The organism is Komagataeibacter sp. FNDCR2 (genome assembly GCF_021295395.1).
Classification (GTDB): Bacteria; Pseudomonadota; Alphaproteobacteria; order Acetobacterales; family Acetobacteraceae; genus Komagataeibacter.
In genome coordinates this window covers 629,459-644,580 of record NZ_JAIWOU010000001.1, presented here as the reverse complement: position 1 = coordinate 644,580, position 15,122 = coordinate 629,459, and the positions used below count along the sequence as shown (strand labels likewise).

14 protein-coding genes are annotated in these 15,122 nt (G+C 65.4%); 7 read left to right on the top strand and 7 right to left on the bottom strand.

Annotated features, from left to right (window positions below; genetic code table 11):
* Positions 1–1,359, bottom strand: a complete 1,359-nt coding sequence (locus tag LDL28_RS02905; protein WP_233057135.1) for an MATE family efflux transporter — start codon at positions 1,357–1,359, stop codon at positions 1–3.
* A 179-nt stretch (positions 1,360–1,538) separates the two neighbouring features.
* Here LDL28_RS02905 and LDL28_RS02900 point away from each other — a divergent pair, with 179 nt between their 5' ends.
* The 3 genes from LDL28_RS02900 (at position 1,539) to LDL28_RS02890 (ending at position 5,563) form a co-directional block, all read left to right on the top strand.
* The gene (locus LDL28_RS02900) at positions 1,539–2,690 is read left to right on the top strand and encodes a restriction endonuclease subunit S (RefSeq protein WP_233057134.1); all 1,152 of its coding nucleotides are present in this window, start codon (positions 1,539–1,541) and stop codon (positions 2,688–2,690) included.
* Between the two features lie 97 nt (positions 2,691–2,787).
* The gene (locus tag LDL28_RS02895) at positions 2,788–3,840 is read left to right on the top strand and encodes an AI-2E family transporter (protein WP_255663187.1); all 1,053 of its coding nucleotides are present in this window, start codon (positions 2,788–2,790) and stop codon (positions 3,838–3,840) included.
* The gene (locus LDL28_RS02890; RefSeq protein ID WP_233057132.1) at positions 3,827–5,563 is read left to right on the top strand and encodes a class I SAM-dependent DNA methyltransferase; all 1,737 of its coding nucleotides are present in this window, start codon (positions 3,827–3,829) and stop codon (positions 5,561–5,563) included. Before LDL28_RS02895 ends, LDL28_RS02890 begins: the two co-directional genes overlap by 14 nt.
* A 24-nt stretch (positions 5,564–5,587) precedes the next feature.
* Here the strand turns inward: LDL28_RS02890 and mtnK are convergent, their stop codons facing one another.
* Complete coding sequence (gene mtnK / locus LDL28_RS02885) at positions 5,588–6,820, bottom strand: S-methyl-5-thioribose kinase (protein ID WP_233057131.1); 1,233 nt, start codon at positions 6,818–6,820, stop codon at positions 5,588–5,590.
* A gap of 158 nt (positions 6,821–6,978) precedes the next feature.
* Between mtnK and bfr the strand changes: the two genes are divergently transcribed.
* Positions 6,979–7,464 carry a bacterioferritin gene (gene bfr / locus LDL28_RS02880; protein ID WP_025813287.1) on the top strand — a complete coding sequence of 162 codons (486 nt, stop codon included), beginning with the start codon at positions 6,979–6,981 and terminating at the stop codon, positions 7,462–7,464.
* Positions 7,465–7,538: 74 nt separating this feature from the next.
* On the opposite strand, the gene LDL28_RS02875 is transcribed toward bfr, so the two are convergent.
* A complete protein-coding gene (locus tag LDL28_RS02875) occupies positions 7,539–8,162 on the bottom strand; it encodes a hypothetical protein (protein WP_233057130.1) in 624 nt (207 codons plus the stop codon).
* Positions 8,163–8,333: 171 nt separating this feature from the next.
* On the opposite strand from LDL28_RS02875, the gene LDL28_RS02870 reads away from it, so the two are divergent.
* Entirely contained in the window at positions 8,334–8,783 is a 450-nt protein-coding gene (locus tag LDL28_RS02870; RefSeq protein WP_233059164.1) for a Fur family transcriptional regulator, read from the top strand.
* Between the two features lie 62 nt (positions 8,784–8,845).
* On the opposite strand, the gene LDL28_RS02865 is transcribed toward LDL28_RS02870, so the two are convergent.
* Positions 8,846–9,196 carry a hypothetical protein gene (locus LDL28_RS02865; protein ID WP_233057129.1) on the bottom strand — a complete coding sequence of 117 codons (351 nt, stop codon included), beginning with the start codon at positions 9,194–9,196 and terminating at the stop codon, positions 8,846–8,848.
* Between the two features lie 279 nt (positions 9,197–9,475).
* Between LDL28_RS02865 and pgm the strand changes: the two genes are divergently transcribed.
* Together pgm and LDL28_RS02855 are read left to right on the top strand one after the other, a co-directional pair.
* Entirely contained in the window at positions 9,476–11,140 is a 1,665-nt protein-coding gene (pgm, locus tag LDL28_RS02860; RefSeq protein ID WP_233057128.1) for a phosphoglucomutase (alpha-D-glucose-1,6-bisphosphate-dependent), read from the top strand.
* Positions 11,141–11,414: 274 nt separating this feature from the next.
* The gene (locus LDL28_RS02855; protein WP_233057127.1) at positions 11,415–11,603 is read left to right on the top strand and encodes a hypothetical protein; all 189 of its coding nucleotides are present in this window, start codon (positions 11,415–11,417) and stop codon (positions 11,601–11,603) included.
* Positions 11,604–11,729: 126 nt separating this feature from the next.
* Here LDL28_RS02855 and LDL28_RS02850 read toward each other — a convergent pair whose 3' ends face one another.
* From LDL28_RS02850 to ruvX, 3 genes are all read right to left on the bottom strand, one after another.
* Positions 11,730–13,364, bottom strand: a complete 1,635-nt coding sequence (locus tag LDL28_RS02850) for a dihydroxyacetone kinase subunit DhaK (protein ID WP_233057126.1) — start codon at positions 13,362–13,364, stop codon at positions 11,730–11,732.
* A 125-nt stretch (positions 13,365–13,489) separates the two neighbouring features.
* Complete coding sequence (locus LDL28_RS02845; RefSeq protein ID WP_233057125.1) at positions 13,490–14,419, bottom strand: MIP/aquaporin family protein; 930 nt, start codon at positions 14,417–14,419, stop codon at positions 13,490–13,492.
* Positions 14,420–14,559: 140 nt separating this feature from the next.
* Positions 14,560–15,054: a Holliday junction resolvase RuvX gene (ruvX, locus tag LDL28_RS02840; protein WP_233057124.1), complete on the bottom strand. Its 495-nt coding sequence runs from the start codon at positions 15,052–15,054 to the stop codon at positions 14,560–14,562.
* Positions 15,055–15,122 lie beyond the last annotated feature (68 nt).

Sequence of the window (15,122 nt, the reverse complement as noted above, 5' to 3'; positions counted from 1 at the left end):
TTACCGCGCGGCCTGGCGGCGCATGCGCCATACGATCCGTGTGCCATGCAGCATGAACACCGTAACCAGCCCGATCCCGATGCCGCACCACAGCCCCGATGGCCCCATGGCGCGATGGAACGCCAGGTACACCCCGGTGGGAAATCCCACGCCCCAGTAGCCGAGGACGGCCAGCACCATCGGGATGGCCGTGTCCCCCTGCCCGCGCAGGATGCCGGTGGCCACGACCTGTATCGCGTCGGGTATCTGGAACGCGGCACCCACCAGCATCAGCCCCAGCGCCATGCGTATCGCGGCGGCATTATCGGGCAGCGCCATGTCGAGATAGAAGCCGATAATGGAATAACGCCCCAGCGCCAATACCATCGTGGCCACGCATGCCAGCATGATGCCCAGCACCATGCCCGCCCCCGCGGTGCGGCGGACCATGGCGGGATCGCCCCGCCCCGTCCAGTACCCGATGCGGATGTTACAGGCCTGCCCCAGCGCCAGGTACAGCACGAAGCACTGCATGCCGATGCCCAGCATGATCTGGAACGCCGCCAGCGCGCTGTTGCCAAGGCGCGCGGCCTCCAGGCTGTTGGCCTGGAACAGCGTGACCTCCGCCATAGCGGCCGCCAGCATGGGCAGGCCGGTGCGCAGCAGCCGGAGCGTGTGCCCCCAGTCATGGGCGCGTGGGCGCAGGGCCGTGCGCAATTCCGGCCTGCGCGCCATGAAGGCGAGCATGATGGCCGGGATGCACCACAACGTAATGACCGTGGCGATGGCGGATCCGTGCAGCCCCAGCGCGGGCAGTCCGAACCAGCCATGGATGAGCGTTGCGTTGAACACGCCATTGACCACCGCGATGACCGGCATGACGCGCATGAGTATGCCCTGCGCCCCCATGACCGGCAGCGCCGTGGTCAGGATCCCCTGCCCCAGCAGCGCGGGCGGGACGGCCCACATCAGGATGCGGATGAAATCGCTGACCGGCGCGCGAATCGCCTCGGGCTCATCCATCCACGCCAGCAGCGTGTCCACATGGGCGAGACAGTACAGCTCCGGCACGCATAACAGCACGGCCACCACCAGCATGGAGGTGATGATGGTGCCAAGGCTGGCATGGTCCTGCCGCCCGCGCGCCTGCGCCAGCAATATGCCCCCCGCCTCGATCACGGCGGCAAGGATGGCCGTAAGCGTGAAGAACGTGCCGGTGGCCAGGCCGCCAATGGCCAGCGCCGTGGCGCCCAGCCCGCCCAGCAGTACATCATCGGTCAGGCCCATCAGCATCTGGGCGAACTGTGACAGTCCCATCGGTCCGGCAATGGCGAGAAGAGAGCTGAATTCGGACCGGAACGGTTTGATTGGAGGCGTCATGAAACCCTGTTGTTACCCATGGCCCGGCATGGAGCCATGACAAGGCATCCCGTGCCGGCAGGGCGTGGATGCGTTGCGTGCAGGGGTTTATACTACTTCATCGCGCGCGGCCAGTCAGGGCCGGGTCACTTCGTTGCGGTTCCACTCGACCGCAGGCGCGCGCCTGCGTAAAAGGGGGCATGACCGCGTGCTGGCCCCTCGTCCCGCTTGGCGCACTTGTGGAGTGTCTCGATGCCCGTCGCGTGCCGCTTAACCGCGCCCAGCGCGCGCGGCGTCCGGGGCCGGTACCCTATCACGGGGCCAGCGGTGTCGTGGGCCATGTGGATCAGGCCCTGTTCGACGGGCCGCTTGTCCTGCTGGGCGAAGACGGGGCCCCCTTTCTCGACCCGATGCGCGATGTCGCGTTTTTTCATGATGGGCCGCTATGGGCCGGCAACCATGTGCATGTGCTGCGCCCGCGCCCGGGGGTGGATGGCCGCTTTCTGGCGCACGCGCTCAATACGGTCAGCTATGCGCCCGATGTGGACGCCACGACCCGGCCCAAGCTGGTCCGCGCGCGCATGAACAGCCTGCCGGTGCCCTGCCCCCCACCCGACCGCCAGCGGATGATCGCCCATAAGCTGGACCCTGCCCTGTCCCGGATCGACCGGCAGCTTGATGAACTGGCCCATCAGGCGCGACTGGCCCGGGAACTGGGGCATTCGGAAATCCTGCATGCCCTTTCGCATGGCGGGGCGGGGTGCGTCCGGCCACTTGGCAGCGTATTCACCATTACCGGCGGGGGCACGCCCTCCACGTCTCGCCCCGATTACTGGGGGGACGAGGTAAGCTGGATCACGCCCGCGGACCTGCCTGCGGGGCCGCCCGCGTGGGTGCGCCATGGCGCGCGTGGCCTGTCATTCGCGGGGCTGGCCGCCTGCCGGGCCACGCGGGTTGCCGCCGGGGCGCTGGTCATCTCCACCCGCGCGCCGGTGGGGCGTGTCGGCATGGGGGCCAGTGCGCTTGCGGTCAGCCAGGGGTGCAAGGCGCTTGTGCCGCGCGGGCGGGAGGTGGACCTGCGTTACGCCGCCCTTGCGCTCCATGCGGCGGCGGCGGAACTGCGCCGCCGCGCGGGGGGAAGCGTGTTTCCCGAACTTGATACCGCGAGCCTTGCATCGCTGGACCTGTATCTGCCGCCGCTGGCCACCCAGCACGCGGTGGCGCGGGCCGTGGGCGCGCGGCTGGAACGCATGGCGGCGCAGGATCGCGAACGCGCGCGCATGGCGGCGTTGCTGCGTGAATACCGGATGGCCGTTCGACGGGCCGCCATGAACGGCTATTTGCCCAGGTGAGCCCGCAGGGCCATCTTCTATACCGGCTCTTTACGCCCTTCTGCCATAACGGGCGGTGAGTGACGTGTCGCATACCAGAAAGGAACAGGGCAGCTATATGGAAGAAAACCGGAGCCGGACCCAGTATATCGGGACCTTTATATTCGTATGTGCGGTCCTGCTGTTTTCCGCATGGATTGAACAGTCATTCCTGTTTGCCTTTGTATGGGGCGGGATCCTGAGCATCACGACCTATCCCCTTTATGACCGGCTGGGTGAGCGCGGCATGGGCGACAGGCTGGCGGCGGGGCTGATCGCATCGGGAATTTTCGCCCTGCTGGCCGTGCCCATGATCGCCATGGCGGTACGGGCGGGGATGGAAGTGCCCTCGCTCATGGCATGGGGGCGCGGGGCATTGCATGACGGGATTCCCGTCTCGCCGCAGGTCGGGGAAATTCCCCGCATTGGCCCGCGTCTTTCAGCACTGTGGCAACGCTACCTGTCCGACCCCGATGCGCTGCGGCACTGGACCGGCGTCGCCTCGCGCATGTTCGCGGCCAGTGATGGGCGGGCCCTGCCACACCGGCTTATGGAAATGACGGAAACCTTCGTCATCGCCACGATGTCCGTCTATTTCTACCTCGCCGCGTCACGGACGCTGGTATCGGACATCCGCGCCGTGGGCCGCCGCTTCCTGGGCGACCGTGCGCGTGATGTCATCCATAACACCGTCGGGGCGGTGCGCGGCACGGTCGCGGGGCTGGTGCTGGTCGGGCTGGGTCAGGGCGTGCTGGTGGGGGTTGGCTACTTCATTGCCGGCACGCCCCACCCTGCCCTGCTTACGCTGCTTACGGCGGTGGTCAGTGTCATTCCCTTCTGCGGGCCGATCCTGCTCTGCGCCACCGTCGTCATGACATTCGCGACCACGGGTGTGACGCAGGCCATCATTGTCGGGGTGATCGGCACCATTGCCTATGGCGTGGGGGATCATTTTGTCCGGCCCAAGCTGATCAGCGGCAGTACCAGCATTCCGTTTCTGGCGGTGCTGACGGCCATTCTGGGGGGGCTGCATGTATTTGGCCTGCTGGGGCTGTTCATCGGGCCGGCGGTGATCGCGGTCGCCCTTTCGCTGTGGCGCACGGCGGCGGAAGAAGAACGTGCCACGCGCTGACGCCACGCCGCCCGCCAGCGTGCTGTCTTCCACCGCCATCTGGCGCATTGCGGATCTGTTGCGTGGGCGTGTCCAGCCGGCGGAATACGGGCCGGTGATTCTGGCCTTTACCGTGCTGCGCCGGATGGAACAGGCCCGTGTCCGCCCCGCGCTGACACTGGCGGCGGTTCATCTAGCCCCCGACGGGCTCGCGGCCTTCGAGGCGCTGCTGGCCCGCCTGCCCGCGCCCGTGCGGAGCATCATGACCCAGCTTGAGGCCCTGCCCTTGGCCCGCCGCCTGGCGCGCACGGGTGTGCTGGAGGGGGTGGTCGCACATTTCGCGGCGCTGGATCTGGCCCCCGCGCATTACGGCAGTGAGGCCATGGCGCTTTTGTTCGAGGAACTGGTCCACCACTTCACCCAAAGCCGGGGAACCGGCGCGCATTACACCCCGCCGGAGGTTGCGGACCTCATGGCCGATCTCGTCTTCGCGCCCGATGCGGCGGGTACGCGGCACGACCTGTATGATCCCGCCGCCGGTACCGGCGCATTGCTGGGGCGGGCGGCGGACAGGTTGCATGCGCGCGGTATGGCGGTGCGCCTGTTCGGGCAGGAACTCGGCCAGCAGTCATGCGCCCTGTGCCGCGCCGACCTGCTGCTGCGCGGGCAGAAGCCGCAGGACATCGCACAGGGCGATACCCTGCTGGCCGATGGGCATAAGGGGCGACGCTTCGCCCGCATGCTGGCCAATCCCCCTTTCGGGCTGGACTGGCGTCATATCCGCGATGCGATACGGGCGGAACATGCTCGGGGCCCCGCCGGGCGGTTCGCCGCCGGGCTGCCCCGGGTGTCGGACGGGTCGATGCTGTTCATGCTGCACCTGCTGGCCAAGATGCGCGCCCCCCGCCATGGGGGCGGTCGCGTGGGGGTCGTGACCCATGCGGCGGCCCTGTGCGGTGGGGGGGCGGAGACGGGGGAATCCGCCATCCGGCGCCATCTGGTGGAACATGACCTGATCGATACGGTCATCGCCCTGCCCACGGATATGTTCGTCAATACCGGCATCGCCACCTATGTATGGATCCTCGATAACCATAAGCCCGCCACGCGGAAGGGGAAAATCCGCCTGATAGACGCCACCCCCCTGTGGCGCAGGACACCGCGCAGCAGCGGTGAAAAGCGGCGCGAGATGATACCGGCGCATCTTGCGGCCATTACGCGGGCCTGCGGGGCCGATGGCGAAATGGATGTCGCGCTGCGCGAGGATGCGGATGGCGCGGCTGAAGAATGGGCCCTGCTGCCGCGCAACCCCGTTGGTGGGCCGTGGGGAAATGAGGATGGCGGTTTACCCCATGGCGATGGCTGGACGCGCCGGGCCGGTTTTTCACGCATCGTGGCGGGGCGGGAATTCCTGTATCGCAGTCTTGTGGTCGAACACCCGGCGCGTGAGGGCGCGCCCGCCCGCACGGTTTTTACCACGCCCATGGATCTGGACCCGCAGGCATGGTTCACCCGCATGATCCAGCCCCATGACCCCGAATCCCGGCTGGACATGACACGCGTGCGGGTGGGGTGCGCGATTTCGTTTGCATCGTGTTTCCACCGCCCCGTGCGGCCGCGTCCGCCAGGCGAGATCAAGGCGGAACTGCAACGCTCCATGGCCCGGCTTGCCGCCCTCATGCCCGGGGAGGAGGACAGGGTGGATCCTGAAGCGGATTTCACCAGTCGCGATGCAGGCCCCTGACCGCGCCGTATTATGGGAATGGTTCTACAGACCGACCTTTTCGCGCGCGTCCAACTGGAGCACGAAATCGCCGATCGTGCGTATCTGCGATGTGTGGTCGAGTATGTGGTAGGCAAAGGATAACGCCCCCGCGCGGCAGGCCGCGCGCTGGCGTGGGTCGGCGATGACGTCAAAATCCGCCGTATGCGCGTAGCCGATGATGCGGCGGATGATCTCGGCGGCTGCGAATCCTGTGGTGTCGGCCTCTATTTCCTCCAGGAAGGCAAGCCGCGCCACATGGGCGGCGGGACCGTAGGCCAGCGGGCGCAGCGTGCCGGGGGGCGGTGTTTCGTCCCGGTTCCACAGGGCAAGGAACTGCTCATGAAAACTGGCCCAGAATGCGGTGATATCGCGCAACGTCGCCTTGCGCGCCGTCAAATCCGGCGTTGCGAAATAATGCAGCACGAGATTGCCGACGAACATGCCGCAATCAAACCCGATGGGACCGTATAGCGCGAACTCACCATCGATCACGCGGGTATCCTCGGGCGTGGTCATGATCGAGCCGGTATGCAGATCCCCATGCAGCAGTGCCTGTGGTTGCGACAGGAAGCGCAGGCGCAGGTTCTCGATGGCGAGCAGCGTAGGCGCGCTGGAACGGATATCCAGCACCAGCGACGTCAGTTCCGTCTCATCCCAGTTATTACGCGGGTGGTCGCGGTACGGCTGGTCGAATACGAGATCCAGGGTGATGCGGGTCAGCGCGACATTGCCCGCGAAGGTGCGGCGCGTCGCGAATACATCCTCGAATGGCAGGGCAAGCAGCGAGGTGCCGAAGGTTGCGCGTGCGATGAACGCCCCGATGCGTGGCGCGACGTCGGGCCAGTCCATCTGGCGCATGAGGGCGGTGCGGTACACCGCGTGGCCGGACAGGCTCTCCACGATCAGGACATGCAGCACGGGGTCGAAATGCAGGAATTCCGTGGTCAGCCCGCCCACCAGGGGCAGGACCGCGCGCAGCCACGTGGCCTCGAAAAACGTGCGGTCCAGCGGCATTTTCCATGTCGGGTCCACGCGTACGTGCGGCAGTGACTGCTTGAGGCAGACCTCCCCCTCCGGGCCGCCGACAATGAAGACATTGTTCAGGTTGCCATCGCTCACCTCCCGCACCCGCCATAGATCCGGCGTGCCGCCAAGGTGCTGGGCAACCGCGGGCACGCCCGCGATCAGGCTGCGGATGCCCGTGGCGCCCAGCGTGTGATAGGTGGTCTGGTTCATGTCTTTTTTCCCAGCCATGCGCTGTATCGGGCGGTCGGGGTGCGGTTACGGCAAGGTTGCGCGGGGTTTTGGGATATGCAACGCTTTTTTATATTTGTCCCGCGGAAGACTATACACGAATCCGGAGTGGCAAACAGATAGCATTAGGAGCGGCGTCCATGATCAAGGATCCCAAGGTCATTGAGCATCTTAACACCCAGCTTACGAACGAGCTGACGGCCATCAACCAGTATTATCTTCATGCCCGCACCCTGCGCCACTGGGGCGTGACCCTGCTGGGCAAGAAGGAATACGAGGAATCGATCGAGGAAATGCGCCACGCCGACTGGCTGATCGAGCGCATCCTGTATCTGGGCGGCCTGCCCAACGTGCAGCGCTACAACCAGATTCTGGTGGGCGAGAATGTTGAGGAAATCCTCAAATGCGACCTCAAGCTGGAAGAAAAGGCGATCGGTGACCTCCGTGAAGGCATCGCCTATTGTGAGAGCGTGCGCGATTACGTCTCACGCGACCTGCTGCTCAAGATCCTGGTGAATGAGGAAGAGCATGAAGACTTCCTGGACCGTCAGTTCGACCTGATCAAGCAGATCGGCATTGAACGCTACATCAAGCTCAACTCCGCCCCCGCCCCCGATCAGGAATAACCTCCACTCCCCGCCGGCTGCGGCGGACTGCATCTGCACGATACGGGGCCGGATCATTTTCCGGCCCCGTTTTTTTATGCACCGGGGGCATGCGCGGCGGCGGCGCTGTTGGGCCACATGATGCGGGCGGCCGCCATGTCGGCATCGCGCCAGCGCATCGCACCAAGGCAGCCCGCCCCCACGGTTTGTGCCTGCGCCTGCGCCACGGGCATGGCGGTGGGGGTGTTCACGGTCTCGCTCCGCTGTCCGTGGGTCCAGCGCAGGCGGGGGGTGGGCGCGCGGGCGCTCCCTTCGGCGGGGTTTCGGCGGGGCAGCCAGTAACCTGCCCCGGCCATGCAGGCCCCAAGCTGGGTAATGGCGGCGGCAAAGGGCGAGAGAACATGATGATGCGCGAAAATCGGCCGCAGCATGCTGCGTACCTCCGCCTCGTGCCCTTCCTGTGCCGCGGCTGCGGCGGCAAGGAAGCGGTTTTCGGTACGGGTCAGTCGGGTGGCGCTGCATATCGCCACATCCACGGGATCGCACTGATAGGTGCGCAGCCGCGTCAGCGCCATGTTGAAGGCGCGGGCGACAATGGCGAAATCCGCCCGGAAGCAGGGCAAGGCATATCCCGGCATGCCGGACGTGGTGGCGCTGCCACCGCTGAGGCGACGCACGCACCAGACCAGCAGGCGTTCGCTGCACGAAAGATCATTCATGAAAACTGTCGTGTCGGTCATCATCCGATCGGACCACGGGGTGGCCCGCTCCCTGTTGTGTCAGTGAGACCTTATTAATGAGAAAGATTATCAGTTGCAATTAAAATCGACATAGGCGCCCCTCAATCCCTACTGGACCCTACGGTAATGTTTGGATTACGTTACATGCTGATGAAAGATGTGACCTGCCCCGATTCTCCGCTTGCGGATCTGTGTCGTCAGCGTGGCCTGAAGCTGACAGGCCAGCGCCGGACCATTGCGTTTGTCCTGTCGGACAGTGACGACCACCCGGATGTGGAAGAGCTTTATCGCCGCGCCGTGGCCGTGGACCCCCGCATTTCCATCGCCACGGTGTACCGCACCGTCCGCCTGTTCGAGGAGAACGGCATTCTCCAGCGGCGCGATTTCGGTGGTGGCCGGGCCCGCTATGAGGTGGCGGATGGGGAACACAGCGATCACTATCATCTGATTGACGCCAGCACCGGCACGGTAATCGAATTCGAGAATGCCGAACTGAATTCACTGCTGGACAGTATCGTGCGGGAGAAAGGCTACGATCTGGTCACCACGCGCCTGTCCATAGTCGGGCGCAGGAAGGCGACGCCGCGCGGCGATAACTGAACCGCGCCAGGGGCGACGTAGCCCTGCCGGCCCGCACCGTTGCCAGGTTGCCAGTCGCGCTATCAGCCCTGTTCCGGCGGCAAGGGGGCCATCCAGTTGGGGTGGCGGCGTTCGATCCATTCCAGCATGCGTGCGCTGAACCTGCGTAGCAGCGGTACATCCTCCGCCAGCAGGATTATGCCCAGCGGCAGCATCCATAGCCCCAGTATGGGCAGGAAACCCAACACCCCGCCCACGATCAGCGCACACCCCAGAATACCGCGCAGCCATATGCGCCCGGGCTGGAGCAGCCAGCGCATCGCCTGTTCACCGCGTGCGGGCAGGCGCCGGAGCAGTCGTTCCAGCCGCTGGCGGCGCAGGTGTTCGGCCTGCATGGAGCGCGTGGACTGGGCGGCGGTTACGGGATCGGTCATGAACCAGACATAGGCATGCCGTCATCGCGCCGCAATGACCCCGCACAAACGTGACTGCCCCCGGACAGGGTGCGGGGATATGCCACGGGGCAGGCATCCTTCCTCCACGCTCTGGCGTTGGGGGCATATGTTCCCTCTTTCCCGTCAGGGGCGGCCAGCGGAGGGGACGCCGCCGGTGCGGGTCTGGCGGGATGGTTTGCGGGTGGACGCCCCGTGGGCCTGCTTGTATGGGAATTTATCAGAATATACGTTTTTTCGTGCATATTTCGGGAGCAGTAAATGCCCAGCATAAGCCCTTTTGCCGGTAAGCCGGTCGATCCGGACCGTCTTGTCAACATCGATGCCCTGCTTGACGCCTACTACACCCGCAAGCCCGATCCGGCTGTCGCGGCACAGCGCGTGGCGTTTGGCACATCGGGGCACCGGGGGTCGTCACTGAGCACCAGCTTCAATGAAAACCATATTCTCGCGATCAGCCAGGCCATCTGTGACTACCGCCGGGGCGCGCATATCGACGGTCCGCTTTTCATCGGGATCGATACCCACGCCCTGTCGCGCCCGGCGCTCAAATCCGCGCTGGAGGTCTTTGCCGCCAATGGCGTGCAGACCCGTATCGACGCAAAGGACGGCTATACCCCCACCCCCGTCATCTCACATGCGATCCTGACCTATAATCGCGACCGCAGCAGCGGTCTGGCCGATGGCGTGGTGATTACCCCCTCCCACAACCCGCCGGAGGATGGCGGTTTCAAATACAACCCCCCCCATGGCGGCCCGGCGGATACCGACATTACGAAAGTGGTGGAAGCGGCGGCGAATGACTACATCGCCCGCAATATGAACGGGGTCAGGCGCGTGGCGTATGAAACCGCGCTGGCGTCACCCACCGTGCAACGCCACGATTACATCACCCCGTATGTGGAGGATCTGGGTGCGGTGGTGGATATGGACATCATCCGCGACAGTGGCATTTCCATCGGGATCGACCCGCTGGGCGGGGCGGCGGTCGATTACTGGCAGCCGATCATCGACCGCTACGGCATAAAGGCCACCGTGGTCAGCACGGAGGTCGATCCCACCTTCCGCTTCATGACGGCGGACTGGGATGGAAAGATCCGCATGGACTGCTCCTCCCCCTACGCCATGGCGCGTCTGGTGGGGATGAAGGACCGTTTCGACATTGCCTTCGCCAATGATACGGACGCCGACCGGCACGGTATCGTGTCCGGGTCGTACGGGCTCATGAACCCGAACCATTATCTGGCCACCGCCATCGAGTACCTGTTCAACAACCGGGGTAACTGGGGCACGAACGCGGGCGTGGGCAAGACGGTCGTCAGCAGCAGCATCATCGACCGCGTGGCGAAGGAACTTGGCCGCAAGCTGGTGGAAGTGCCGGTTGGATTCAAATGGTTCGTGGACGGGTTATATAACGGCACGCTCGGATTCGGGGGGGAGGAAAGCGCGGGCGCGTCCTTCCTGCGCCGCGATGGCACGGTCTGGACCACGGACAAGGACGGCATCATCCTCGGCCTGCTTGCCGCCGAGATCACGGCCCGCACCGGCCAGTCCCCCGGCGCGGCCTACGCGGCCATGACTGCCCGCCTCGGCACGCCGTACTACGCCCGCATCGACGCACCGGCCAGCCCGGCGCAGAAGGAACTGCTCAAGACGCTTTCCCCCGATCAGATTGGCATTACCGAACTGGCGGGAGAACCGATCATCAGCACCCTGACCCGTGCGCCGGGCAATGACGCGGCGATTGGCGGGCTCAAGGTCAAGACCAGGGATGGCTGGTTCGCGGCCCGTCCGTCCGGGACCGAAAACGTGTATAAAATCTATGCTGAAAGCTTCAAGAGCGAGGCGCATCTCGAAATGATCCAGACGGAGGCGCAGGACGCGATCTCCGCCCTGTTCACCCGGGCAGGAAAAAAGGGGGGATAAAGCCCCCTGCCCCGCTTGTGGCCAGCCGCCGCCCGAGACCGGTTCAGGCATAATCGTGAAGAGTGGAAAATGCGTTTTTTCTTCCGATCGGGCGGCTGATGCGTCACTATCGGCAGTATAGCCATATAAAGATGGAGGCCGTTATGCGTTACCTTATCGACCAGACACGCGAGGGCTTTGGCATCGCGACGTTGCTGTGCATGCTGGCTGTCGAGCGTTTTTTCCGAAAGCAGGCCGTCCGTTAGGACAGCCACGTCATACGGATACGTACTGGATGGAATATCCTTTCTTCCAGCACCGTTACCGCAGGTGCGAGCGGATGCGCGAAATGGTCGCCGCCGGGTTGCTTATCGGGCGCTGCCCGGTTTTTGTACGGCGTTGCGAGGCAATGCGGCGGCTGACACCGCTTGAGGGGCAGAATGGCTGGCGTGGTGAAAACCAGTGCCGGACCCTGCGTGGGTAACGGGGCCGGATACGCCCGTACAGGCAACGGGGCAGTCCGGAAAAGCAGATGGTCCAGTCATCAGTCAAATATATGAACGACCGCCAGCCAGTATAATCCTGCTGACTGGCGGTCGTGTTACCTGCGTCAGGCCCGCGCCAGCCCTTCCAGCAGGCGGGCCACGGCTTCCGCGCCGGGGTCGGGCACGTTGCGTACATATTCACTGGGTACATAGGCGGCGCGACCGGCGCGGGCGCTGTGCATGGTGATGGTTGAATCCGCCCCCTTGCGCGCGGCGGCCGCGACCTGTTGCAGCGTGCCGCCAGTGGCCAGCGTGGCGAGTGCGGGATGGAGCGCGTCGATCATGGTGCGGTCGCCCGGTTTCGCGCCGCCGCATTCCATCATGTGCGCCAGCCCGTCACGCAGTGCCTGCCGCCATGGCTGCGTGCTGCGCCCGGCGGCCGAGAACATGATGGCGAACAGCACACCGCTCGATCCGCCCGCATGCTGGGTCAGGATGTTGCCAATCGTGGTCATGAGCTGGTGTGGCTCATTCATGGGCAGGCGGTCGATGACGGCGATGATGTCGCGCGCGGCCCCGGCGAAGGTGGAACCGGCGTCGCCATCGCCAATCCTGCCATCCAGTTCGTTAAGCGGGGCCTCATTGGCGATCAGCACCTTCGCGCCCCGTTCCAGCAGGTCGGTCACCACCGGGTTATGCGTGGCGGGATAGGGAAAGGCATCGGGCATGTCGGGCATGGGCACGATGGCGGGCTGGCCCAGCGGGGCCATGCCCGGCCATGCACGCGGCTGGACCGGGGCTTCCAGCGCGGCGGTGATGGTCTCGTCCATCTCGATCAGGGTAAGGGAGAAGCCATTCATGTCCAGCGCGGTCATGAGTGGCGCCGGGCCGATCACATGCGACACGCGCCGCGCCAGCGGCACATGGCTGAAGGCGTGCAGCAGCAGCGCCATCTCGACCTCCGGCACGCAGCCAAGGTTGTTCAGCACCACCGCGAAGCGGGTGTCGGGCATGGCCGTGGGCAGGCTGGCTTCCAGCGTTTCGGCGGCCCTGCGCATCAGGTCATCGGCCCCTGCCAGCGCGATGCGCTGCGCCCCCGGTTCGCCATGGATGCCCAGCCCGAGCTCGGCCTGATCGGCGGCAAGGCGGCTGCCGCGTCCCGGTTCGTAGGGATTGCAGTCTTCCAGAGCCAGGCCAATGGTACGCATGCGTGGTATCGCAGCGCGCACGAATTCGGTCACGCGCGCCAGTGTCCAGCCCTGTGCCGCGCCGTACCCCGCCAGCTTGTGGGCCAGGATGGTGCCCGCCACGCCACGCGGGGTGGTTGAGTCCGGCAGGGCGATGTCGTCACCCACGATCACCACCTCGACCTGCCTGCCCAATGCGCGGGCGCGTTCGGCCGCAAGGCCGAAATTCAGCCGGTCGCCGGTATAGTTCTTGACCACCAGCAGGCAGCCCGCCTGCCCCGTCGTGGCAAGGATGGCGGCAAGGATGGCATCCACGCAGGGCGAGGCAAACAGCGCGCCGCAGACCGCGGCGGTCAGCATGCCCTTGCCCACGAACCCGGCATGGGCGGGCTCATGCCCCGAACCACCGCCGGAAATGATGGAAACCCGATCGGGGTCGGGTGCGCGCTGCATGATGACGCAGGTATCGGGATAACCATCCAGACGGCACAGGTGCCGCCCTGCGGCGGAGCGCAGGAAACCGTCCAGGGCTTCGGTTACGATTGTCTCTCGCGTGTTGAAAAAACGCTTCATTATTATGCTTTCTCCCCCTGGGGCCATGGCCAGGCATGGCGGCAGGGCGAATATGACGGTTAATCCGTTCCTTGCAAAACAACGGAATATGTCAGGCGTGGGTTGCGCCGCGCGTGGGCCTGCCCTCAGGCCGGGCCGTGACCGGGCGGCAGGTGGGTGGGGTCGTCGGGGTGGGTCATCTTGCGGTGCGGGTCGTCCAGCGCGGGAACGCGGCCATGGTGGCCAAAATTGACCAGCCGCGCCTCCAGCAGGTGCAGCCTGCCCAGAAGGTTCATGCGGATGGCCATGACTGCGAGCGAGGCCCCGGCAAACGGGCCGACCACGTAAATCCATAACCCCGTCCACTGCCCCGCGAACAGGGCGGGTGCGAGCGTGCGCGCGAAGTTCACGCTGTTGCCTGAAAGCCATGCGGTAACCGGGTTCATGATCAGGAAGAACAGCCCGCCCGACCAGGGGGTGATGAACTTCCATCGTGGGTGCGCGGCCAGCCAGTACAGCATGGCGATCAGGGCGGCGGTCACGAACATTTCAGACCACATGGCCCACCAGATGGAGATCTGCCCATAGGGCACGGTCGCGCCATAGCGCACGGACACCGCCATGTTGCCCCACCACGCCACCAGCCTGCCCGCCTCGTACACCGTGGCCGTGCCCAGGAACGCGCCAATAACCTGCGCGATCATGTAATTGAGCGCGTCGATACCGCCGATGCGCCTGGCCAGTGAAAAGGCCAGCGTGACGGAGGGGTTGATATGCGCGCCGCTGACCTTGCCAAACGGCGTCATGGCCGCGGCCGTGCCGGACAGGCCGAAGCACAGGCCGCACAGGGCCGTCTGCAGGTAGGGGTGCTGCTGCAACGGGGCCGCGAACGGGCTGCCCGAGGCGGTGAGCAGGATGACCGCGCTCAACCCCAGGATCATCAGGATGGCGGTGGCGATCGCCTCACAGAAATACAGTTTCCAGTGGAACGGATTATGCGGGTGGGGGTCGCCTGCCAGCGGCCGGTCATGCACATGGATATGCAGGTAGGGTAAATGCAGGTGCGGCAGGCGCATGGTCGGTATCCTCGTTTCTGGCACGTAGGGTCCGGCGCATGGCAGGGAAAGATCATATCCCGGTGCGGGCCGGTGGCTGTCGGGACCATAGCAGTCCCCGCACCGCCCGGGTCCGGTTTTGGCACAATCCAGTCATGCCATCACGAATTCGCAATCCCCGCCTCCCCGTCCGGGGTGGTCGAGGCGTCAAGGGCGGCCTGGAGGATGTAGGCGGCGGCCATGCGGTCCACCACCTCCCCACGGCGCTGGCGCGTCATGTCGGCCTCCGAGATCAGGAAGCGGTTCACGGCGGAGGATGAAAGCCGCTCATCCCACATCGCGGCGGGCAGGCCGGTCATGTCCGACAGGTTGCGTGCCCAGTCCCGCGCCGCCTGCGCCGCCGGGCCGAAGCTGCCATCGAGTGAAAGCGGCAGGCCGACCACCAGCCCCCCCACGTCCTGCGCGCGCGCGATCGTGCTGATCTGGGCGGCGATGGCGGACAGTTTCGTCCGCTTCAGCGCCGTGTGGGGCGACGCCAGCATCAGCCCCACATCCGACAGCGCCACGCCGATTGTCCTGCTGCCGGGGTCAAGTCCCAGCAGGCGCTGGTTGCGCCGCAGCGCGGCACGGAGATCGGATATGTTGAACAGGGGCATGGTCGGGGGTATGTTCCTCAGCAGGTCCTGCGCCGCAGGATATTCTTCCCCTGTTACGATGGAAAGTT